Genomic DNA, 20,575 nt, shown 5'->3' with positions numbered 1-20,575 from the left:
TAGCCATGGATGGCCCCGGTGGGGGCTTCCATGGCAGGCTGCCGGCAAAGACGGGGGCCGAGATGTCGCTGACCATGCCGGAGGAGATCCTGCTGCTCCTCCTCGATGACGAAACCGGCAAGCCGGTGGGGCTGCCCGGCCCCGCCGGCGACTTGGCGCTGGCCGGGGCCATCCTGATGGAGCTGGCGTTGGCCGGGCGCATCGACACCGACCTGGACCGGCTGGTGCTGGTGCAGCAGCGGCCGACCGGGGATGCGCTGCTGGATGGTGTGCTGGCGCGGCTGGTGGCAGGAAACACAGCCGGCGAGCGCACCAGCCGCTGGTGGATCCAGGACATCGCCAAATCCGGCCCGGCGCTGCGCGCGCAGGTGCTGGAACGGCTGGTGGATGGCGGCGTGCTGCGCCGGATCGAGGATCGCTTCCTCTGGGTCTTCCCCGAACGCCGCTACCCGAAGGCCACCGGCCGCGCCGAGACGGCGGAGGTCCGGCGCCGCCTGCGCGGCGTGCTGCTGGAAGATGAGATCCCGGACCCGCGCGATGCGCTGCTGATAGGCCTGGCGAAGGCCAGCGGCCTGGTGCCGCTGGTGCTGTCGGAGGAGGAACGCGCGCAGGCGGCGGCGCGGGTGGACCAGGTGGCGGGGCTGGAGGAACTGTCCCGCTCGCTGTCCGCGGCGACGCGGGACGTCTACGCGACGCTGTTGCGCCAGGGCGCGATGCACTGAAACCCGCCGCCCCCCGCAAGGCGCGGGGGGCCGTACTGCCGCTACGCCTTCGCCGCGTTATCCTTGCACCATTGCGCCACCTGCGCGTGGGTCGCGAACCACACCCCCTCGAACTTCTTGATCCGCGTCACCAGCCGGTCGAGCAGCGCGATGCGGCTGCGGTGGCCGATGACGTGGGGGTGCATGGTCAGCAGGAACATGCCGCCTTCCTCATAGGCGCCGTCGAATTCGGCTGCGAAGATCTCCTCCACCGCGGAGGGCGGCGTGTAGGGGCGCAGGCCGGAGAAGCGCAGCATGTTGAAATACACCGCGTCGTCGCGGATCCATTCCGGCGGCAGCTCGACGATGCCGGTCGGCTCGCCCTGGTCCAGCAGCTCATAGGCATCGTCATCCGCCATCAGGGAACTGTCATAGAGCAGCCCCATCTCCTTGATGATGGACAGCGTATCGACCGAGAAATCCCAGGATGCGGTGCGGATGCCGACGGGGCGCTGGCCGCTGATCTTCTCCAGCGTCTCCGCCGCGCGCAGCGTCAATTCGCGTTCCACGCCGGGGGGCAACTTGGTGTTGGCCTCATGGATCCAGGAATGCACGCCGATCTCGTGGCCTTCCTGCGCCACGGCGCGGACTTCCTCCGGATGCAGCAGCGCGGAAACGGCCGGGTAGAAGAAGGTGGCCGGAATGCCGTGCCGGGCCAGCAGGGCGCGGATGCGCGGAATGCCCTGGCGGTTGCCGTACTGCCCCTGGCTGATCCGCATCGGGCTTTCGTCGTTGTCGCGCAGCGGGATCGTCTCGTGGTCCGCATCAAAGCTCAGCGTCACGCAGCAGCGCGCGCCATCCGGCCAATGCGTCGGCCGCATGCTGCGTCCGGCGCGGGCGCGGCCCACGATGTGGCGCCATTCCGGCTCGCTCCATTCCCACGGATTGGCGCTGGTCATGCTGCGGGGTTTCCCTGGCGTTGGTGAGTCGCCATGCTGCACCCCGATGCCCCGAACCGGAAGCCCCGCATGAACACGCCAACCGACCCCGCGCAGATGACCGCGGAACAGCTTCTGGCGCTGTACGCCGCCCGGGCCCTGTCCCCGGTGGAGGCGCTGAAGGCGGTGATGGAGCGGGTGGCGCGCTACAATCCCTGGGTCAACGCCTTCGCCGCCATGAACCCGCAGGCGCTGCGCCAGGCCGGCGAGTCGGAGGCGCGCTGGGCCGCCGGACGGCCGATCGGCCTGCTGGATGGCGTGCCCTGCACGGTGAAGGACCTGCTGAACATGGCCGGCTTCCCGACCCGTCGCGGCAGCCTGACGACGGATGCGACGCCCGCGACGGAGAATGCTCCGGCCGTGGTCGGCCTGCTGGCTGAGGGCGCGGTCATCATCGGCAAGACGACCACCACCGAATTCGGCTGGAAGACGCCGAGCGACTGCCCGCTGCATGGCGTCACCCGCAACCCCTGGAACCCGCAGCGTTCCGCCGGCGGCAGCTCATCGGGCGCCGGCGCCGCCGGGGCGGCCTGCTTCGGGCCGCTGCATATCGGCACCGATGCCGGCGGGTCCATCCGCATCCCGGCCGCCTATTGCGGCCTGGTCGGCGTGAAGCCCAGCTACGGCCGCATCCCGCAATGGCCGCATGGCGCCTTTTCGGGCGTCGCCTGCGCCGGGCCGATGACGCGCAGCGTCGGCGATGCCGCGCTGATGATGTCCGCCATGGCCCGCCACGACCTGCGCGACCCGGTCAGCCTGCCGGATGATCCGCGCGACTGGCGCCTCGGCATGGACCAGGGCGTCGCCGGGCTGCGCGTCGCCGTGGTGCGCCGCCTGGGCTTCGAGCCGCCGCTGGATGAGGAAGGCGAGGCCGCCTTGCAGGTGGCCGCCAAGCTGCTGTCCGAACAGGGCGCCATCGTCGAGGAGGCGGACCCCGAACTGCCCGACACGCGCGCCATCTTCTCCCGCGTCTGGGGCGTCGCCATCGCCCGGATCTGGAACAGCACGGCCCAGGACAAGCGCGGCCAGCTCGATTCCGGGATCGAGGAGGTGGCGCGGCGGATGGGCGACATGTCCGCCGCGGATTTCCTCGGCGCGGACATGCTGCGCGTGGAATGCGGGCACGCCATGGCGCGCTTCCACCAGCGCTACGACCTGATCCTGACGGCGGCCACCCCCACCGCGGCCTTCGACGCCGATGCGCCCACCATCAAGCCTGTCGAGGCGCTGTGGCGCGACTGGGCGCCCTGGACCTTCGCCTTCAACCTGACCCGCCAGCCCGCCATCGCCGTGCCGATCGGCCTGGACGAGGCCGGCATGCCGCGCGGCGTGCAGGTGGCGGCCGCGCTGTACCGCGACGACCTGGCCTTCCGCGCCGCCCGCGCCCTGGAACGCGCCGCCAGCCTCCCCCTGGCCAATCCGGCCGAAACCGGGCAGATGCGGGCGAAGCTGAACTAGCGGCCCGAGGGTCCGACCCGGTCCGCCCAATGAGGAAGGTCTCGTCATGCGGCTGGTGACATTCACGCGTCCGGGCAAGTTGCAGCAGGAAGTCGGCGCCCTCGGTGCCGGCGATGCCGTTCTGGACCTGGCCGCCGCCGAGCCGCTGCTGCGCGGGCAGAGCATGCTGGACCTGGCCGCCGCGCCGGCGCTGCTGGACAAGGCCCGCGCTGCCATGCCGAAGGCGCCGGTGGTGGAGGGCGCGAAGCTCTGCGCGCCGATCCCGCGCCCGCCGAAGAACGTGTTCTGCGTCGGCAAGAACTACCACGAGCACGCCAAGGAATTCGCCGGGTCGGGCTTCGACGGCGGCGCGAAGGACGTGGTGCCGCCTTTCCCCGTGGTCTTCTCCAAGCCGCATACCAGCATCATCGCCCAGGGCGAGAAGATCCTCGGCCATCTCGATCCGACCGGCGGCGTGGATTACGAGGGCGAACTCGGCGTCGTCATCGGTCAGGGCGGCCGCGGCATCGCCAAGGCGGACGCGCTGAAGCACGTCTTCGGCTACACCATCATCAACGACGTCACCGCGCGCCACCTGCAGAAGCGCCACAGCCAGTGGATCCTGGGCAAGGGCCTGGACACCTTCTGCCCCATGGGCCCGGCCATCCTGACGGCCGATGAGGTGCCGGACCCGACGACGCTGGTGCTGACCACCTGGGTGAATGGCGAGCAGCGCCAGAAGGCGCCCGTCGCCGATTTGATCTTCGACATCCCGACGCTGATCGAGGCGATCAGCGCCGTCATCACGCTGGAGCCGGGCGATGTGATCGCCACCGGTACGCCGGCCGGCGTAGGCATCGGCTTCAACCCGCCGGTCTTCCTGAAGTCCGGCGATGTGGTGAAGATCGAGATTTCGGGCATCGGCGTGCTGGAGAACCCGGTCGCCTAGCCTGACGAACCCTCTCCCCCCAACTTCGGGGGGAGAGGGCAGGGTGAGGGGGGCTGCGCCGCACCGCCCGCGATCTGAACCAAGGGAGAAAACAACAATGAACCGTCGCACGCTTCTGGGCGCCACCGCCGCGCTGCCCTTCGCCGGCAGCGCCCTCGCGCAGTCCGACTTCCCCTCCCGCGCCATGACCATGGTGGTGGCCTTCCCGCCGGGCGGGCAGGCGGATCTGGCGGCACGACCGACGGCCTCGGCGATGGAGAAGATCCTCGGCCAGTCGGTGGTGGTGCAGAATCGCGGCGGTGCCGCGGGCGCCATCGGCAATGCGCATGTCGCGCGCAGCGCGCCGGATGGCTACACCTCGCTGATGGCGCTGTCCTCGCTGGCGGTGATCCCGGAGGCGGAGAAGCTGTTCGGCCGCACGCCGCCCTATACGGTCGACCAGTTCGCCCCCATCGCCCTGGTCAATGCCGACCCGACCATGCTCGCCGTGCCGGCGAGCGCGCCCTGGCAGACGATGGAGGAGTTCATCGCGGCGGCGAAGGCGCGGCCGGGCGAAATCCCCTACGGCTCCTCCGGCACCTATGGCACGCTGCATGTGGCGATGGAGATGCTGGCGGCCGCCGCCGGCTTCCGTGCGTTGCATGTGCCCTTCAGCGGCGCCGGCCCCGCCATCACGGCGCTGCTCGGCGGCCAGGTGCAGGCGCTGGCCTCCGCGCCGGGCACGCTGACGCAGCATGTGCGGTCGGGCCGGGTGCGGGTGCTGGGCTGCTGGGGCAAGGACCGCGTGGCGGCCTTCCCGGATGTGCCGACCTTCATGGAGAAGGGATTCTCGGAGGTTGAGTTCTACATCTGGGCCGGGCTCTTCGTGCCGGCCGCGACGCCCGCGCCGGTGCAGCAGAAGCTGCGCGACGCGGTGCGCCAGGCGGTGCGGGACCCGCAGCTGGTCGCCGCCTTCACCGCTGCCGGCGCGCCCGTGGCCTATCTGGACGCGCCGGAATTTTCCCGCTTCTTCGCCGAGGACAGCGCGCGCCTGCTGCGCGCCGTCGCCCGGATCGGCAAGGTCGAATAGTCAGGCCGCGCCGCCCCAGTTGCGGGCCGAGAAGTCCATCACGAAGGACTTCGAGGCCTGCCAGGGCAGGTCCTTCCGCTTGCCCGTGAAGTTCGCGGTCTGGAACAGCACGGTATAGGCGGGGTCCTCGCGCTCCGTCAGCGTCAGCAGGCGGCGGAAGGTGGCGCGGCGCTTCTGCAGGTCGCTCTCGGTCTGCAGCGCGTCCATCAGCTTCGGTGCTTCGTCATTCTGCCACTGGCCGCTGGCCCAGGTCTGGCCGCCCGGCGCATAGACGGACATCGGCGCGACCGGGTCGTTGAAGACCGCGGTGTTGGAATTGTCGCAGAGGCCGCGACCCTCGAAGCGGCCGATGATCTGGCCCCAATTCTCCTTCATCTCGATCTGCACGTTCAGCCCGGCCTGGCGCCAGCCCTCGACCAGGATCCGCGAGGAGGCGACCTGCAGCGTGTAGTAGTTGTTCAGCAGCTGGTAGGGGATCGGCTGGCCCTGGTAGTTGGCCTCCCGCAGCAGGCGGCGCGCCTCGGCCAGGTCGAAGCGGGGCGCTTCCCAGTCGGCCAGGTACATGTCGCCGTAGACTTCCCATTGCAGGCCCCGCGGCACCGCGGTGCGGCCGCCCCACAGGCTGTCGACGATCGATTGCCGGTCGATGCTGTGCGACATGGCGCGGCGCACCAGCGGATTGGCGAGAACGGGATGCGTCTTGTCCCAGACGATCAGCCGGTTGTTGTTGATCGGCCCACCGACCACCTCGTGCCGCGGGCTGCGCTCGATGCCCTGGATCTGGTCCGGCGGCAGGTCGCAGATGAAATCCCAGTCGCCGGCCTGCAGCCCCGCGACGCGGGAGGCGACATCCGGCACCTCGACGAAGCGGATGCGCTTTAGCGGCGGGCGGCCACCCCAGTATTCGTCATGCGCTTCCAGCACCAGGTCCTGGCCGGGGCGGAAGGACACCACGCGGTAGGGTCCGGTGCCGACCGGCTTGCGCGCCCAGTCCAGCCAGGTGGCGGCCTGCGCGAAGGCGGCGCGGGAGAAGATGGCGCCGGTGGTGCGCGTCAGCCGGCCTTCCAGCGTCACATCCGGCACGGAATTGACGAAGCGCACGGTGCGCCGGTCCACCACCTCCATGCGCTCGAAATTCGGGAAATGGGCGCGGCTGATGGCAGCGGCCTCGGGCGGCGGCGTCTTGCCGGCGGCACCCGCGGTGGTGGAGACGAACAACCCGCGGGTGTCGGCGGGCAGGCCGGTCCACATGCGTTCGTTGGAGAAGGTGAAGGCGACGTCCTCCGCCTCCATCACGCGGCCGTCATGCATCCGCACATCGTCGCGCAGCGTCAGCTCCAGCGTCTTCGCATCGATGCGGCGCCAGGATGTCGCCAGCACCGGCTCGGCACGCTGCGTGCGCGTCCAGTCGATGCCGATCAGCGGTTCGGAAAAGCTCGGCATGATGCGGAAGCCGACATTGGACTGCTCGCGCATCGGCTCCAGCGTGCCGGAGATGCTGACGATCTGCACGGCAACCGTGATGGAAGGCCGCGTATCCGGTGCCGCGTTCTGCGCGATGGCGAAGCGCGGCAGCAGCGCCGCGCCGGCGGTGGCGCCGAGGATATGTCTGCGCTGGATCATGCGGATGGCTCCCGTTCGAAGGCGGCGGAAGCTAGGCGCGGGGGATGACGCACCGATGACGGGGTGATGAAGGCTGCGGGACGGACAGGCCTTTCCAGCTTTCCCGCCGGATGCGAGGCTGTCGCGCCGCAAAGGAGACCGGATGACCATGTCCACCGAGACCGACATCATCAAATGGCTGTCCACACAACGCGAGTCGATGATCCAGGTGCTGCGCGAGATGGTGGATACCGATGGCGGCAGCTACGACAAGGAGGGCGTCGACAAGGTCGGCGCGCAGGTTGCGCGTTTTATGGAAGCGCAGGGCATTCCGGTGGAGGTGCTGCCGCAGCAGAAGCACGGCGACTGCATCCGTGCGACGCTTGAGGGCGGGGACGCTACGCGCGGCGGCAATGCCCGTGAGAACATCCTGCTGATGGGCCATCGCGACACCGTCTTCCCGAAGGGCGAACCGACGCGCCGCCCCTTCACCATCGAGGGCGATCGCGCCTTTGGCCCTGGCGTCGCCGATATGAAGGCAGGGCTGGTGATGAACATGTTCGTCCTGGCCGCCTTCAAGAAATTCGGCGGCGCGCCCGGGCCGCTCGTCGCGCTGTTCACGGGGGATGAGGAGATCGGCTCGCCCGAGGGCCGCCCGGTGATCGAGGCGGAGGCCAAGGCGGCGCGCGTGGTGTTCAATTCGGAACCCGGCCGGCCGAATGGCGGCATCGTCACCGGCCGCAAGGGCGGCGTGTTTTCCGTCTTCGATATCGAGGGCAAGGCCGCCCATTCCGGCGGGAATTTCGAGGCCGGCATCAGCGCCATCGGCGAGCTGGCGGCCAAGATCACCGCGATCCATGCGCTGACCGACCTGAAGCGCGGCATCACGCTGAATGTGGGCCTGGTGACCGGCGGGCAGAGCGTGAACACGGTGGCGCCGCACGCCCAGGGCCAGATCGACCTGCGCTATGTCGAGCCGGCAGACCGCGAGGAGGTGATGGCGAAGATCCACGCCATCATCGACAAATCCTACGTCCCCGGCACTCGCGCAAAGCTGACCATCAAGGGCGAGTTCCTGCCGCTGACGCAGTCGCCGGAGGCGGCGAAGCTTTTCGCCACCTATCGCGCGGCGGCCGCCGAATCCGGCTTCGATCCCAGCGGCGAGTTCAGCGGCGGCTGCGCCGATAGCGGCTTCACCGCGGCGATGGGCGCGCCGACGCTGTGTGCCGTCGGGCCGGTGGGCGGCAAGGCGCATACGCCGGAGGAGTATCTGGAGCTGGGGAGCCTGGTGCCGCGGGCGCAGGCGGTGGCGCGGGCGATCCTGAAGCTCGGGCCGGGCTGAGGGGGCCGCCGAGCCCCCACCCCGACCCTCCCCCGCAAAGCGGGGGAGGGAGAAGCAAACCCTCCCCTGCGAAGCGGGGGGTTGCGGCGCTGCCGCAACGCCATGGGCTGGAGGGGCCCGCGCGCAGCGCGGGAGGGTGGGGGCCGGGCTACCCCTCCACCCTTCGCCACCCCTCCAGCAACCCCCAGCCGATCCGCGCAAACCGAAACCCGTTCCCCCCGCCGCCGCCCGGCTGGTCCTCCGCCCGGCTGATCGCCACGCCCTTGATGTGGCACAGCAGCAGCGCCCCCACGCCGCCATGGGCGACGATCGCCACATCCCCCGCCGGCGCCTGCGCCAGCACGCCGCGCACCGCCGCCACGATCCGCGCCTGGGCATCCACCGCCCTTTCCCAGCCGCGCACGCTGCGCTCCGGCGCGGCGAAGAATTCATCCGCCGTCGCCTCGAACTCCGCCGGCGGCAGGTAGCCTGTCGCGCTGCGGTCATTCTCCCCGAGCGCCGCCACCTGGGTGACGCCGAGGCCCAGATGCCCGGCCAGGATTTCCGCCATGTCGCGCGCCTTGCGCTCCGTGCTGCTGAACACCGCGCGGACCTGCGGCACCCAGGGCTGCGCCAGCATGGCCCGCGACCGTTCCAGCCCGCGCGGCGAAAGCGGCCAGTCGGGGACCGGCACGGCGGGGTCGATCGCGACCTCCGGATGCGTCAGGAAGTGGACTTGCGCCATGGCTGCCGTAAGGATGCGTTGCGCCACGACCCTACCACGGAGACACGCTTGCCCAACCCCCGCACCCCGCCCACCGATGCGCCGAAGCTTCGCACCATCGCCATGCCGGCCGATGCCAACCCCTCCGGCGACATCTTCGGTGGCTGGCTGATGGGGCTGATGGACCTGGCGGCCGGCAACGCCGCCGGGCGCCGCGGCCGCGGCCGGGTCGCGACCATCGCGGTGGAGGGCATGAAGTTTCACATGCCGGTCCTCGTCGGCGACGAGGTCAGCATCTATGCCGAGGTCGTCTCCGTCGGCCGCACCTCCATGCGCATCGAGGTCGAGGCCTGGCGCCGCGAAAGGTCGGAGGAGGAGATGTGCCTGGTGACGGAGGGCGTCTTCACCTTCGTGGCCATCGATGAGAACCGCAAGCCGCGGCCGGTGCCCCCCCTGTGATCCGCGAACACGTCATCCGCTGGTCCGAATGCGACCCCTATGGCCATGTGAACCACGCGGCCTACCTGATCCTGTTCGAGGATCTGCGCGTGGCGCATTGGCAGGCGCTGACCGGCGCGGCGCTGGCGCCGGACCGGCCGGGGCCGGTCGTGGCGCAGCTGGATGTGCGCTACCTGCGCGGGGTGCGCTTCAACGATGCGGTGACGCTGACCTGCCGCACCATCTCCTTCCGCCGCAGCTCCTATGTGCAGGACTATGCGCTGCTGAAGGATGGCGAGCCCTGCTGCACGGCGCGCGCCGTCTGCGTGCTCACGCGGCAGGACAGCGGGGAGAAGGTGGCGCTGACGCCCGAATGGCGCGCGCTGCTGGAAGGGCAGGGGGCGGAGGCGGCCGCCTAGCTCAGCCGGGCCAGCCGGCCAGCGCCTGCTCGGCCACCGCCTGCAGCGTCGCGCGCGGCAAGCCCGCCTTTGCCTGCACGGACAGGCCGTGCGCCATCGCCATCACGAAGCCGGCCAGCGTCGCGCAATCCGCCGTGGCTGGCAGGTCGCCCTCGGCCTTCGCCCGCTCGAAGCGTTCCCGCAGCGCCGCCTCGCCGGTGGCGCGATAGGCGATCAGGGCCTGGCGGATGGGTTCGGACTCGTCCGACCCGGCCAGCACGGCCTGGATGCCGAGGCAGCCGGGACGGTCCGTATAGCGAGTGGTTAGCTCGACCGCACCTTGCAGGAAATGCGCCGCAACCTGGCGCGCCGTGGGCTGCTGCAGCGCCTCCGGGATGTAGCCAAGGTAGCGCTCGCCGTAGCGCGCCAAGGCGCGGTGGAACAGCGATTCCTTGTTGCCGAAGGCCGCATACAGCGCGGGCCGCTCGACGCCGGTCGCCGCGACCAGGTCGGTGTAGGACGCGCCCTCATAGCCCTTGCGCCAGAAGACACAGAGCGCGGCGTCGAGCGCCTTCTCGGTGCAGAACTCCCGATGGCGTCCCATCAGCTGGACCCGACCTTTTTCATAACGAGCATTATTAAACGGCTTGACGGCCCCTGTCGAATTTCATACCAGACGTTACCGTAATGGCCATTACGTTTCCAGGGCGAAGGTGCCCATGCCATCCGAAGGGGTTCACATGTCCAACACGTTCAAGGGCAAGGTCGTCCTGGTCACCGGCGGTTCCCGCGGCCTCGGCGCTGCCACGGCGGAAGCCTTCGCCGCGCAGGGGGCGGATGTCGCGATCAGCTATGCGGCCTCCGCCGACAAGGCGCAGGCCGTCGTGGCGAAGCTGAAGGCGAAGGGGGCGCGCGCCATCGCCATCCGCAGCGACCAGGCGGACCTGGCCACCGCCCGGCCGCTGGTCGATGCGGTGCTTGCCGAATTTGGCCGGCTCGACATCCTGGTGAACAATGCCGGCATCGCCATCCAGGGCCAGCGCGTCGATGACCCCACGCTCGATGGCGACCGCTACAACCATCAATGGCAGGTGAATGTCCTGGGCAGCATCGCCAATACCCGCGCGGCGGCGCCGCGGATGAGCGATGGCGGGCGCATCATCTTCGTCGGCTCACGCCTCGGCTCCGTCGTGCCCTTCGCGGGGGTGGCCGATTATGCCGGCACGAAATGGGCGCTGGCGGGCTACGCGAAGGGCATCGCGCGCGACCTGGGCCCGCGCAACATCACGGTGAATGTGGTGCAGCCGGGCATCATGCCGACGGACATGGCGGCCGACGTCGCCGGCGAATTGCCGGACCGGGATGCCATCCTGGACGCGCACCCGATTCGTCGCATCGCGACGCTGGAGGAGGTGGCGGAGACCATCTGCTTCCTGGCCGGGCCTTCCGCCGGCTACATCACCGGCGAGACCCTCAACATGGCCGGCGGCTTCGGGATCTGACAGCCGGCAAGCCCTCTCCCCCACAGGGGGAGAGGGTTCGCCGAACTACTGCCGCCAGGGCCGCCGCTGCCACAGCCCCTGCAGCACCGCGTGGTCGGCCCGCATCATGTCGCGGTAGTCCTTGCCCACCAGGGGCCGCAGCGGCAGGCCGGTGCGCTCGGCATCGGCGATCAGCGCGGGGTCGGCCATCGCCTCGCGGAAGGCCGTCTCCAGCTTCACGCGGATTTCCTCCGGCAGGCCGGGCGGGGCGCCGATGCCGCGGGCGGAACCGCCGAGCACGTCGTAGCCCTGTTCCTTGAAGGTCGGCACCTGGCCGGTCGGCGCCCAGCGCTGCGGCCCGCCCTGCGCCAGGCAGCGGATGCGGCCTTCGCGCATCAGCGCCACGCCCTCGCTCATGTTGAAGCTGCCCACCTTCAGGCTGCCGCCCAGCACGTCCCGCTGCACCGGCGCGGTGCCGTTGTAGGGGATGTGCAGCAGCCGCACGCCGGCCGCTTCCTCGAAGCTGAGCTGCAGCATGTGGTCGTCGGAGCCGATGCCGGCGGTGCCGACGCCGATTCCCTCCGGGTCCTTCTTCGCGGCTTCCTTGAGGTCGTCCAGCGTGCGCCAGGGGCTGTCGGCGCGAACCCACAATCCGCCCGGGTCATCCACCACATTGGCGATGTAGGTGAAGTCCTCCGGCTTGTAGCGGGGGGTGCGTTCCACCGCGATGGCATGCATGGCGGTGTTGGTCAGCGCGCCCAGCGTGTAGCCATCCGGCGCCGCGTTGAACAACGCCTCGAACCCCAGCTGCCCGGCGGCGCCGGGGCGGTTGACGATGGCGAATCGCGCACCGGGCAGGCGCGGCGTCACGAAATGCACGATGGGGCGCACCATGTTGTCCACGCCGCCGCCCGGCGGGAAGGGGACGATCACCTCGATGGCGCGGTCGCCCGGCCAGGCGGCCTGGGCGAGCCGCGGCGCGGCGAGGGTGGCGACGGATGCGGCGGCGACACCCAACAGGGTGCGGCGGGTGGTCATGGCGGGTCCTCCCGGGACGATTTCCGGCAGCATGACGCCGGACTGCGCGGCATGCAACGGCTTGAACTCGCTTCATAAATCATTCTACCTGACGCAACGTCCGGCCCAAGGCGCAGCCAATCGGCCCGAAAGGCAGCGCGTCTTGGCCTGCTCCGCGCCCGGCGCCGCATCCTGCCGTCAGTGCAGGAGAGACCCCGATGATCCGCTTTCGCCCCGCCTTCGCCGCCACCCTGCTGCTGCTGGCCGCCACCCCGGCCGCGGCGCAGACAGCCTTCCCCTGCCGGCTCGAGGCCAAGGACAGCCACCTCGTGGCGGAGCGATTCGACCTGGTGGTGCAGACGGAACCGCCGCAGGCGGCGCGTACCGAATACTGGATGACGGTCCGCAACCCGCATCCCTGGCCCGCCGCCGTGCTGGCCGGCATCCGCCTGCCCGGCATCGTGGAGGCGCCGGCGGAGCCGGTGACGGTGCCGCCAAGGCAGGCCGCGCCGGTGCTGATCGGCTGGTTCCCGCACGACATGTCCCGCGGCCGCATGGCGCCCCCGCTGCTGGAGGCGGTGCGCGCCGCGATGACCATCCCGCTCTGCCTGGTGCTGCAGCCGGGCCCGCTGTCGCGTGATGCCGCGCCGTCAGCCGGCCTCGCGGTCCCGGCGCGTGGCTTCGAGATCATCCGCGATGAAGGCGCGCAGGATCTCCGTCAGCGGTTCTGAGCGGACGAAGCCGAGGCCGGGGGCGCGCGTCGCGGCGAAGGCGGCGGGCCAGCCGGCGACGATCGCCTCCACCTCCGCATCCGGCACGTGCCGGGCCAGGGCGCGGGCCTGCGGCCCCGCCACCTCCTCCAGCGCCGCCAGCATCTCCGCGATGGAGGCGGACAGGCCGGGCGGGTTGATGCCGCGGTCGCGGCCGAGTTTCGCGGTATCCATCCCGGCGGCATGCGCCAGCCAATCCACCGCGCGGCGCGGGGAACAGACCCAGACGCGGAAATCCTCCGCCACCGGATACTGCGCCGGCAGGCCCAGCAGCGGTTCCCGCAGCACCGCGGAGACGAAGGAACTGGCCGCGCGATTCGGCCGACCCGGCCGCACCATCACCGTCGGCAGGCGGATCGAGACCACGTCCAGGAAGCCGCGCCGCGTCGCATCCGCCAGCAGCAATTCGCCGATCGCCTTCTGCGCGCCGTAGCTGTTGGTGGGCAGCTGCCGCGCCTCATCCGGCACCATCGCCGCTTGGCCGCCATCGAAGGAGGCGACGGAGGAGGTGAAGACCACCCGCGGCGGCCTTTGGCCGGGCGGCCGATTCAGACCTTCGGGCCCTTCGGCCCTGCGGTCATCGGACACCAGCTTCCGGCAGACATCGATCAGCGCCTGCGTCCCGGCGATGTTGACCCGGATGCCCAGGTCGTAATCGGCCTCCGCCGCGGCGGAGACAACGGCGGCCAGGTGCACCACCAGCCCGGTGCCGGGCGGAATCGCCTGCGCCAGCACGGATGCATCGGCCACGTCGCCGGCCAGGCAGCGGACCGGGAAGGGAGCCTCCAGCGGCGCCGGCTGGTGCAGGTCGAACAGGGTCAGCCCGGTGATGCGCTGGCCGCCCACCGCGGCATCCGCCGCCAGCCGCGCCGCCAGCCTGCGGCCCAGGAACCCGCCGCCGCCCAGGATGGTGACCTGCATGCTTCTCTTCCCTTCTTCATCAACTGGCGCGACTCGCCCGAGGGCAACTTGCCGGGACAGGGGCCGGCGCGCCACTCTCCGCCGCATGATCCCCGATCGCCCCTCCCGCCTCCTGCTCAATCGCCGCCATGGCACCCCCGGCGTGGTGGTGCTGCCGGATGGCAGCTTCCGTCGCGCCAAGGCGGAGATCGCCTCCTGGCCCGGCTATGCGCCGACCCCCCTGCTGAAGCTGGAGGATGTGGCCACCGAGGCGCGGGTGGCGGCGGTGCATTGGAAGGATGAGGCCGGCCGCTTCGGTCTCGGCAGCTTCAAGGCGCTGGGCGGCGCCTATGCGGTGGCGCGGCTGCTGGTGGCGGAACTGGCGCGGCGCGGCGTGGCGAATGCCGCGACCAGCGCGGAGCTGGCCGGCGGCGCGCATCGCGACGCGCTGCGCGGCATCACCGTGACCTGCGCGACGGATGGCAACCATGGCCGCTCCGTCGCCTGGGGCGCCCAGCGCTTCGGCTGCCGCTGCGTCATCTTCGTGCATGAGACGGTCAGCCAGGGCCGCCGCGACGCCATCGCGAAATACGGCGCCGAGATCCGGGTGGTCCCGGGCAACTATGACGACGCCGTGCGCGAAGCCGCCCGCACGGCCGAGGCGGAGAACTGGTTTGTCGTCTCCGACACCTCCTATGAGGGCTATACCGAGGTCCCGCGCGACGTGATGCAGGGCTACCGCGTCATGGTCGATGAGGCGGCGGACCAGTTGGACGGCCAGGCGCCGACCCACGCCTTCATCCAGGGCGGCGTCGGCGGCGTGGCGGCCGCGGTCTCCATCCAGCTCCGCGCCCGCTTCGGGCCGGATGTGAAGGTCATCGTGGTGGAGCCGGAGAAGGCCGCCTGCCTGCTCGCCAGCGCCGAGGCCGGGGAAGCGGTGACGGTGGAGGGCGAGTTGGACACGCTGATGGCGGGCCTGGCCTGCGGCGAGCCGAGCCTGCTCGCCTGGCAGGAGCTGGAGCGCGGCGCCTTCGCCTTCATGGCCGTCTCCGACGACAGCGCCGTGGATTGCATGCGCCTGCTGGCCCGGCGCACCCCGAAGATCGTCGCGGGCGAAAGCGCCGTGGCCGGGCTCGCCGCCCTGCTGCTGGCGGCGCGGGAGCCGATGACCCGGATCATGCTGGGACTGGGCACTGAAAGCCGGGTGCTGCTGTTCGGAACCGAGGGCGCCACGGACCCGGAGCTCTACGCAAGGTTGATAGACCAATCGGATTGACGTTGGATTGTTGCAGCGCGACATGCGGGGAACCACGGCGGCGCTTCGGCGCTGCCTGAACGACCTTACGGAGAGACCCGCCGCATGAATCGCCGCCAAATTCTCGGCGCCGGCATGGCCGCAATCGCCGCCCCGCTGGCCGCCCCCGCCTTCACCTCCGCCGCCCGCGCCCAGGGCAGTTGGCCGAACCAGCCGATGCGCCTGGTGGTGCCCTTCGCCGCCGGCGGCCCGACCGACATCCCGGCCCGCCTGTTCGCCGAGCGCATCGGCGCCAACCTGCCGCAGCGCGTGATCGTCGAGAACCGCACCGGCGCCGGCGTGCTGGTGGGGACGGAAGTGGTGGCCAAGGCCACGGACGGCCACACCTTCCTGTATACGACCGTGGCGCATGCGGTACTGCGCGCCCTGTTCCAGCGCCTGCCCTTCGACCCCGAGGCGGATTTCGTGCCGGTGGCGCTGGTCGGCGTGATCCCGATGCTGGTCACCGTCGGCCGGAGCTCCCCGGTGCGCGACCTGCGCGGGCTGCAGGCGGCGCTGAAGGCCGATCCGGGCGGCATGACCTATGCCTCCTCCGGCAATGGCGGCGCGCTGCATCTGGCGACGGAGCTGATGCTGCGGTCGATGGATGCCCGCGCCCTGCACGTGCCCTATCGCGGCACGGCGGCGGCGATGCCGGATGTGCTGAACGGCACCATCCCGCTGATCGTCGATGTCGCCACCTCCGCGCTGTCCTATGTCCAGAGCGGCGAGACGCGTGCCCTGGCGGTGATGGACAGCTCCCGCATGCCGCAGCTTCCCGATGTGCCGACCACGGCGGAAGCCGGCTTCCCGGGGCTCGAGGCCTATACCTGGCACATGGTCATGGCGCCCAAGGGCACTCCGGCCGATGTGGTCCAGACGGTGAACCGCGCCTTCATGCAGGTGGCCGGCGAGGCCGCGGTGCAGCAGCGCCTGTCCGACCTGGCGATGCGCCTGGTCACCGACAGCACGCCGGATTCGGCTGCCGCCTGGCTGCGGGAGGAGACCCGGAAGTGGTCATCGGTGGTGCGCGAAGCCAATATCACCATCAACTAGCACCCGCGAAAGCCCTCTCCCCCCGACGGGGGGAGAGGGTTGCGTGAGGGGGGCGTGCCCGCCCCGGAGGCTGCCCCGGCGATCGTCGGTTGACGCCGGCCCACACTCTCCCCGACTGTTCCGCCCATAAATCAACGGGCGGCAATCTCGCCCGAGGGGAGAGCATGTTCATGAAAGATCCGATCTTCGGTCGCCGCAGCGCGCTGGCGCTCGGCGCCGCCGCGCTGGCCACCCCCGCCTTGCTGCCGCGCGGCGCCGCGGCGCAGGGTACCTGGCCCAGCCAGCCGGTCCGCATGATCGTCCCCTTCGCCGCTGGCGGCCCCACCGATGTACCGGGGCGCCTGATCGCGGAGGAAATGTCGAAGGCGCTGCCCAACCGCATCGTGGTGGAGAACCGCACCGGGTCCGGTGTGGTGATCGGCACGGATGTGGTGGCCAAGGGTCCGCAGGACGGGTCCATGCTGCTGTACACCACCGTGGCGCATGCGGTGACGCGGGCGATGTTCCCGACGCTGCCCTTCGACCCAATCGCGGATTTCACGCCCTGCGCGCTGGTCGGCCAGGTGCCGGTGGTGCTGCTGGTGAACAATGATTTCCCGGCCCGGAACCTGGCCGAGTTCATCGCCGTGCTGCGCGCCAATCCCGGCAAGTACGACTACGCCTCCTCGGGCAATGGCGGCGCGGTGCACCTGGCGACGGAGCTGTTCCTGCATGCGGCCGGCGGGCTGCGGGTGAACCATGTGCCGTATCGCGGCAGTTCCGCCGCGCTGCCGGATGTGTTGTCCGGCCGGGTGCCGATGATCTTCGACATCGCCGCCTCCGCGCTGCCCTATGCGCGGTCCGGGCAGTTGCGGGCGCTGGGGATCAGCACGAAGCAGCGCTCGCCGCTCGCGCCGAACATCCCGACCATGATCGAGCAGGGCGTTGCGGGCTACGAGGCCTATACCTGGCACATGGTGATGGCGCGCAGCGGCACGCCGCCGGCCATCATCCAGCAGGTCAACCGGGCGGTGAATGCGGCGGTGAACATCCCGGCGGTGAAGGAGCGGCTGCTGGGCTTCACCATGCAGGTGGTCTCCGACAGCACCCCGGAATCGGCCGCCGCCTACCTCGCCAGCGAGATTGCGGTGTGGGAACCGCTGGTCCGCGCGGCGGGCATCCGGGCCAGCTGAAGTGTCAGGTGCCGGGGTCGGGCAACAGCCCCGCTGCGATCCCCTCCGGCACCGCCTCATCCTCCGCCGCCAGCGGGTCGCGCGGCAGCACGCGGTGGCGCAGCACCAGCCGGGCGAGTTCCAGCCGCCCGGCATCCTCCAGCCGCGCCGCCTCCCACGCCATCGCGGCGGCGGAGGTCAAATGGTACAGGGCGGAGGCCGCCTGGCGGGCCAAAGCCGGGTTCTCCTGCGCCCGTTCGGCCAGCGCCACGGCGCGGTCCAGTGCCGCCGGCGCTTCGGGCAGGGCAGGGGCATTGCCGAGCAGCGCCATGACATGCCGGCGCAGCACCGGCAGCGCCGCCTCCCGTTTTGCCGCGCGCAGCACGTCCAGCGCCACGATGTTGCTGGTGCCTTCCCAGATGCTGCCGAGATGTGCGTCCCGCAGCAGCCGGGCATCCGGCCATTCCTCGATGTAGCCGCAGCCGCCGCGCACCTCCATCGCATCGCCGGTGACGCGGCGGGCGTCGCGGCAGGCGCGGAATTTCAGCAATGGCGTCAGGATGCGGAGCAGGGGGTAGGCGCCTTCCTCCCCGGCATCGGATCGGCGCAGCGCCTCCGCCGTCTGGAACATCAGGCTGCGCGCCTGCTCCATCGGCAGCAGCATCTTTGCCAATTGCCGGCGCATCAGCGGCATGTCCACCAGGCGCTGGCCGAAGGCGCGGCGGCGATGCGCCACATACAGCGCTTCCGTCACGGCGCGGCGCATCAGGCCGGCGGCGCGCATACCGTTGGAGAGGCGGGAATTGTTGACCATGTCGGCCATCTGCCGGAAGCCGGCCGCCGGGTCGCCGACCAGGTAGGCAGTCGCCCCCTCCAGCCGGATCTCGCCGCTGGCCATGGACCGGGTGCCGAGCTTCGGCTTCAGGCGCAGGATGCGGTAGGCGTTCTCCGTGCCATCCGGCAGGACCCGGGGCAGCAGGAACAGGGAGACACCGGCAAGCCCCGGCCCCGCACCCTGCTCAGCCCCCTGGCGCCGCGCCAGCACCATGGCCAGGCCGGCATCGGGGTTGGAGCAGAACCACTTGTCGCCGGTCAGCGCCCAGCTTCCATCCGCATTCGGCGCGGCCATCACGGCGGTGGCCGCGATGTCGCTGCCGGCGCCCTGTTCCGTCATGAACATCGCGCCCTGGTCCAGCGCATCCAGATCCTGGCTGGTCAGCCCGGGCAGGTAGCGGGCGACCAGCGCCGGGTCGCCGAAGCGGCGCAGCGTGCGGGCCAGGCTGTCGGTCATGGAGACCGGGCAGCACAGGCCGAATTCCGCCTGCACCAGAAGGTAGGTGATCAGGTACTTCGCCGCCGGCGGCATCGGCGCCGCCCAGCCCAGCACCCCGCCGCGATGCGACAGCGCGGCCAGGCCATAATCACCGAAGGCCACCTGTTCCATCGCCCGGTAGGCCGGGTGGTATTCGATGTGCTGCCGATCCGCGCCGCGCCGGTCCCGGCTGTGCAGCACCGGCGGGTTGCGGTCCGCCGTCGCGGCCAGTTCATCCAGCCGCCCGCCGGCCAGCCCGCCCAGCCGGTCCAGATGCGGCGCCAGATGCGCCAGCAGGTCCGCCGGCAGGTACAGCCCCGCCAGCCGCGCCAGCGCCGGGTCCGCGCGCCATAGGTTCAGCCCGCGGCTGTCCGGCACCGCCTCGGCGCCCTGCGGCGGTGCCGCCTGGGAGCCCTGCGGCGGTGCCGCCTGGGAGCCCTGCGGCGGTGCCGCCTGGGAGCCGTGCGGCGGTGCCGCCTGGGAGCCGTGCGGCGGATGGGGCAGGGCGATGTTCATGGGCCGAGCCGGGTCTGCGCCGCGGCGATGGCGGCCTCCGCCGGGGCGATCGCCACCTGGCGCAGCCCCGCCTGGCCGCCGGGCGTAGCGAGGGTGGGCTGCCATTGGCACAGCACCGGCCGCGCCCGCAGGTTCTGGCCGCGCTCGTCGAAGCGCGCGCCCCAGCCGCAGGCGGTGAGGCCCTCGGGGATATCGGTCGCCATCAGCGCGGCACGGATGCGGTCCCGCTCCGCGCTGCCGGCGCGGTGCAGCGCATCCAGGAACAGCCGCGCCCCGGTGAAGCAGGCCAGCCCATGGCCGGAGCGCGGCTCCGCGCCATACCGGCGCAGATACAGCTCGGCGAAGGCGCGGGCGCCGGGGGCGATGCGTTCATTCACCGCGAAGGGGGTGAAATCCGCGCTCATCGTGCCGGCGAAATCCGCGCCGATGCTGCGCGCCGTCTCCCCCAGCCCGTAGCCGCCGGCGGTGCCGATCACCATGCGCGGCTGCCAGTTGGCGTCCCGCATGGCGCGGAACAGCAGCACCTCGTCGCCCGGCGCGCCGACATGCAGCACCACCTCCGCATCCAGCCCGCGCAGGCGCTGCACCAGGCCGGCCAGGTCCGTCGGCCGCGGCGCGTAGCTGGCGCGCTGGATCAGCGTCAGCCCGCGCGCCTGCATCAGCGCTTCCTGCGCCGCTCCGATCGACTGGGCGCCGAGTGCATCCTCCTGCGCGATGGCCAGTCGCAGCGCGGTGTCCGGCCGGTCCATGGCAGCAGCCAGGATGCTGACGCCCTGCAGCGCGGTGGCGGCGAAATCCGTGGCCTGTGGCGCGGCGCGGAACACCCAGCGGAAGCCGCGCTCGACCACCGGGTCGCCCAGCGCGCACAGCTCGAAGAACGGCACATTCGCCAGTTCCGCCACCTGGGATGCGGGCAGCGCGATGGTGGTGCTGAAGCTGCCGAAGATGGCGGCGACCCGTTCCGGCCCCTGCACCAGGCGGCGGGCTTCCTCGGTGGCCGCGGCTTCATCCGGGGCGTCGGCGCGGACCAGGGCGATCGGGCGGCCGAAGACGCCGCCGCCCGCGTTGCGGTCCTCCACCGCCAGTTCCAGGCCGCGATAGCACTCATCGCCGAACAGCGCGGAGGGACCGCTGAGCGGGAACAGCGCGCCGAGCCGGACCGGAGGCGCCGAGGGTGCCCCGGCCGGGGCCGGGGCGGGGGTGGCCGCCGGGGCCTGCGCCCGCGCGCGGCCGAAGGGGCCGAAGGCGCCCAGCGCGGCGCCGGCCAGCCCGCCGAGCATCCGGCGGCCGAAGCCCTGCATTCCTCCAACCCTCCAGGCACCCGCGCGCAGTTTTCCACGGCCCGCCGCCGGCGCACAACCCCGCCACCCCGCCTGCGTCCTCCGCCGTCCCGCCTTGACGTGCCGCGCCGCCGCATGGTCCCTCATGCCCCGACCGAGAA

The 20,575-nt window shown here is 71.3% G+C and carries 20 protein-coding genes; 12 read left to right on the top strand and 8 right to left on the bottom strand.

The window, feature by feature from the left end:
* Window positions 1-62: 62 nt before the first annotated feature.
* Window positions 63-722, top strand: coding sequence for a GOLPH3/VPS74 family protein (locus HB662_RS12985; RefSeq protein ID WP_168050232.1), 660 nt, complete (start codon window positions 63-65; stop codon window positions 720-722).
* A 41-nt stretch (window positions 723-763) separates the two neighbouring features.
* On the opposite strand, the gene HB662_RS12980 is transcribed toward HB662_RS12985, so the two are convergent.
* Window positions 764-1,660 carry a polysaccharide deacetylase family protein gene (locus HB662_RS12980; protein WP_168050231.1) on the bottom strand — a complete coding sequence of 299 codons (897 nt, stop codon included), beginning with the start codon at window positions 1,658-1,660 and terminating at the stop codon, window positions 764-766.
* 69 nt (window positions 1,661-1,729) lie between these two features.
* Here HB662_RS12980 and HB662_RS12975 point away from each other — a divergent pair, with 69 nt between their 5' ends.
* The 3 genes from HB662_RS12975 to HB662_RS12965 all read left to right on the top strand — a co-directional run bounded on the left by HB662_RS12975 (window position 1,730) and on the right by HB662_RS12965 (window position 5,154).
* Complete coding sequence (locus HB662_RS12975; protein WP_168050230.1) at window positions 1,730-3,157, top strand: amidase; 1,428 nt, start codon at window positions 1,730-1,732, stop codon at window positions 3,155-3,157.
* A gap of 46 nt (window positions 3,158-3,203) precedes the next feature.
* Complete coding sequence (locus tag HB662_RS12970; protein WP_168050229.1) at window positions 3,204-4,085, top strand: fumarylacetoacetate hydrolase family protein; 882 nt, start codon at window positions 3,204-3,206, stop codon at window positions 4,083-4,085.
* Between the two features lie 97 nt (window positions 4,086-4,182).
* Window positions 4,183-5,154 carry a Bug family tripartite tricarboxylate transporter substrate binding protein gene (locus tag HB662_RS12965; RefSeq protein ID WP_168050228.1) on the top strand — a complete coding sequence of 324 codons (972 nt, stop codon included), beginning with the start codon at window positions 4,183-4,185 and terminating at the stop codon, window positions 5,152-5,154.
* Here the strand turns inward: HB662_RS12965 and HB662_RS12960 are convergent, their stop codons facing one another.
* A complete protein-coding gene (locus HB662_RS12960) occupies window positions 5,155-6,777 on the bottom strand; it encodes an ABC transporter substrate-binding protein (RefSeq protein WP_209443276.1) in 1,623 nt (540 codons plus the stop codon).
* 142 nt (window positions 6,778-6,919) lie between these two features.
* Here HB662_RS12960 and HB662_RS12955 point away from each other — a divergent pair, with 142 nt between their 5' ends.
* Complete coding sequence (locus tag HB662_RS12955) at window positions 6,920-8,098, top strand: M20 family metallopeptidase (protein ID WP_342449504.1); 1,179 nt, start codon at window positions 6,920-6,922, stop codon at window positions 8,096-8,098.
* A gap of 148 nt (window positions 8,099-8,246) precedes the next feature.
* On the opposite strand, the gene HB662_RS12950 is transcribed toward HB662_RS12955, so the two are convergent.
* Complete coding sequence (locus HB662_RS12950; protein ID WP_168050226.1) at window positions 8,247-8,822, bottom strand: histidine phosphatase family protein; 576 nt, start codon at window positions 8,820-8,822, stop codon at window positions 8,247-8,249.
* A 102-nt stretch (window positions 8,823-8,924) separates the two neighbouring features.
* On the opposite strand from HB662_RS12950, the gene HB662_RS12945 reads away from it, so the two are divergent.
* Together HB662_RS12945 and HB662_RS12940 are read left to right on the top strand one after the other, a co-directional pair.
* Complete coding sequence (locus tag HB662_RS12945; protein WP_245185659.1) at window positions 8,925-9,260, top strand: acyl-CoA thioesterase; 336 nt, start codon at window positions 8,925-8,927, stop codon at window positions 9,258-9,260.
* Window positions 9,257-9,658 (top strand): thioesterase family protein, encoded by a 402-nt coding sequence (locus HB662_RS12940; RefSeq protein WP_168050224.1) that lies wholly within the window; start codon window positions 9,257-9,259, stop codon window positions 9,656-9,658. Before HB662_RS12945 ends, HB662_RS12940 begins: the two co-directional genes overlap by 4 nt.
* A 1-nt stretch (window position 9,659) precedes the next feature.
* On the opposite strand, the gene HB662_RS12935 is transcribed toward HB662_RS12940, so the two are convergent.
* The gene (locus tag HB662_RS12935) at window positions 9,660-10,241 is read right to left on the bottom strand and encodes a TetR/AcrR family transcriptional regulator (protein WP_168050223.1); all 582 of its coding nucleotides are present in this window, start codon (window positions 10,239-10,241) and stop codon (window positions 9,660-9,662) included.
* A gap of 136 nt (window positions 10,242-10,377) precedes the next feature.
* Here HB662_RS12935 and HB662_RS12930 point away from each other — a divergent pair, with 136 nt between their 5' ends.
* Window positions 10,378-11,139, top strand: a complete 762-nt coding sequence (locus tag HB662_RS12930) for an SDR family NAD(P)-dependent oxidoreductase (RefSeq protein ID WP_168050221.1) — start codon at window positions 10,378-10,380, stop codon at window positions 11,137-11,139.
* A gap of 45 nt (window positions 11,140-11,184) precedes the next feature.
* On the opposite strand, the gene HB662_RS12925 is transcribed toward HB662_RS12930, so the two are convergent.
* Window positions 11,185-12,156: a Bug family tripartite tricarboxylate transporter substrate binding protein gene (locus HB662_RS12925; RefSeq protein ID WP_168050219.1), complete on the bottom strand. Its 972-nt coding sequence runs from the start codon at window positions 12,154-12,156 to the stop codon at window positions 11,185-11,187.
* 197 nt (window positions 12,157-12,353) lie between these two features.
* On the opposite strand from HB662_RS12925, the gene HB662_RS12920 reads away from it, so the two are divergent.
* Window positions 12,354-12,866: a hypothetical protein gene (locus HB662_RS12920; protein ID WP_168050217.1), complete on the top strand. Its 513-nt coding sequence runs from the start codon at window positions 12,354-12,356 to the stop codon at window positions 12,864-12,866.
* On the opposite strand, the gene HB662_RS12915 is transcribed toward HB662_RS12920, so the two are convergent.
* Complete coding sequence (locus HB662_RS12915) at window positions 12,786-13,826, bottom strand: NAD-dependent epimerase/dehydratase family protein (RefSeq protein WP_168050215.1); 1,041 nt, start codon at window positions 13,824-13,826, stop codon at window positions 12,786-12,788. The genes HB662_RS12920 and HB662_RS12915 overlap by 81 nt on opposite strands.
* An 85-nt stretch (window positions 13,827-13,911) precedes the next feature.
* Here HB662_RS12915 and HB662_RS12910 point away from each other — a divergent pair, with 85 nt between their 5' ends.
* From HB662_RS12910 to HB662_RS12900, 3 genes are all read left to right on the top strand, one after another.
* Entirely contained in the window at window positions 13,912-15,081 is a 1,170-nt protein-coding gene (locus HB662_RS12910) for a diaminopropionate ammonia-lyase (protein WP_168050213.1), read from the top strand.
* A gap of 84 nt (window positions 15,082-15,165) precedes the next feature.
* The gene (locus HB662_RS12905) at window positions 15,166-16,155 is read left to right on the top strand and encodes a Bug family tripartite tricarboxylate transporter substrate binding protein (RefSeq protein ID WP_168050211.1); all 990 of its coding nucleotides are present in this window, start codon (window positions 15,166-15,168) and stop codon (window positions 16,153-16,155) included.
* A gap of 170 nt (window positions 16,156-16,325) precedes the next feature.
* Window positions 16,326-17,327 (top strand): Bug family tripartite tricarboxylate transporter substrate binding protein, encoded by a 1,002-nt coding sequence (locus HB662_RS12900; protein WP_168050210.1) that lies wholly within the window; start codon window positions 16,326-16,328, stop codon window positions 17,325-17,327.
* A gap of 4 nt (window positions 17,328-17,331) precedes the next feature.
* Here the strand turns inward: HB662_RS12900 and HB662_RS12895 are convergent, their stop codons facing one another.
* Window positions 17,332-19,134, bottom strand: coding sequence for an acyl-CoA dehydrogenase family protein (locus HB662_RS12895; RefSeq protein ID WP_168050209.1), 1,803 nt, complete (start codon window positions 19,132-19,134; stop codon window positions 17,332-17,334).
* Complete coding sequence (locus HB662_RS12890; protein ID WP_168050208.1) at window positions 19,131-20,435, bottom strand: ABC transporter substrate-binding protein; 1,305 nt, start codon at window positions 20,433-20,435, stop codon at window positions 19,131-19,133. The genes HB662_RS12895 and HB662_RS12890 overlap by 4 nt, the downstream gene beginning before the upstream one ends.
* Between the last annotated feature and the right edge of the window lie 140 nt (window positions 20,436-20,575).

This window comes from Falsiroseomonas frigidaquae, from assembly GCF_012163145.1.
GTDB lineage: Bacteria > Pseudomonadota > Alphaproteobacteria > Acetobacterales > Acetobacteraceae > Falsiroseomonas > Falsiroseomonas frigidaquae.
This window is presented reverse-complemented; position numbering and strand designations above follow the sequence as displayed.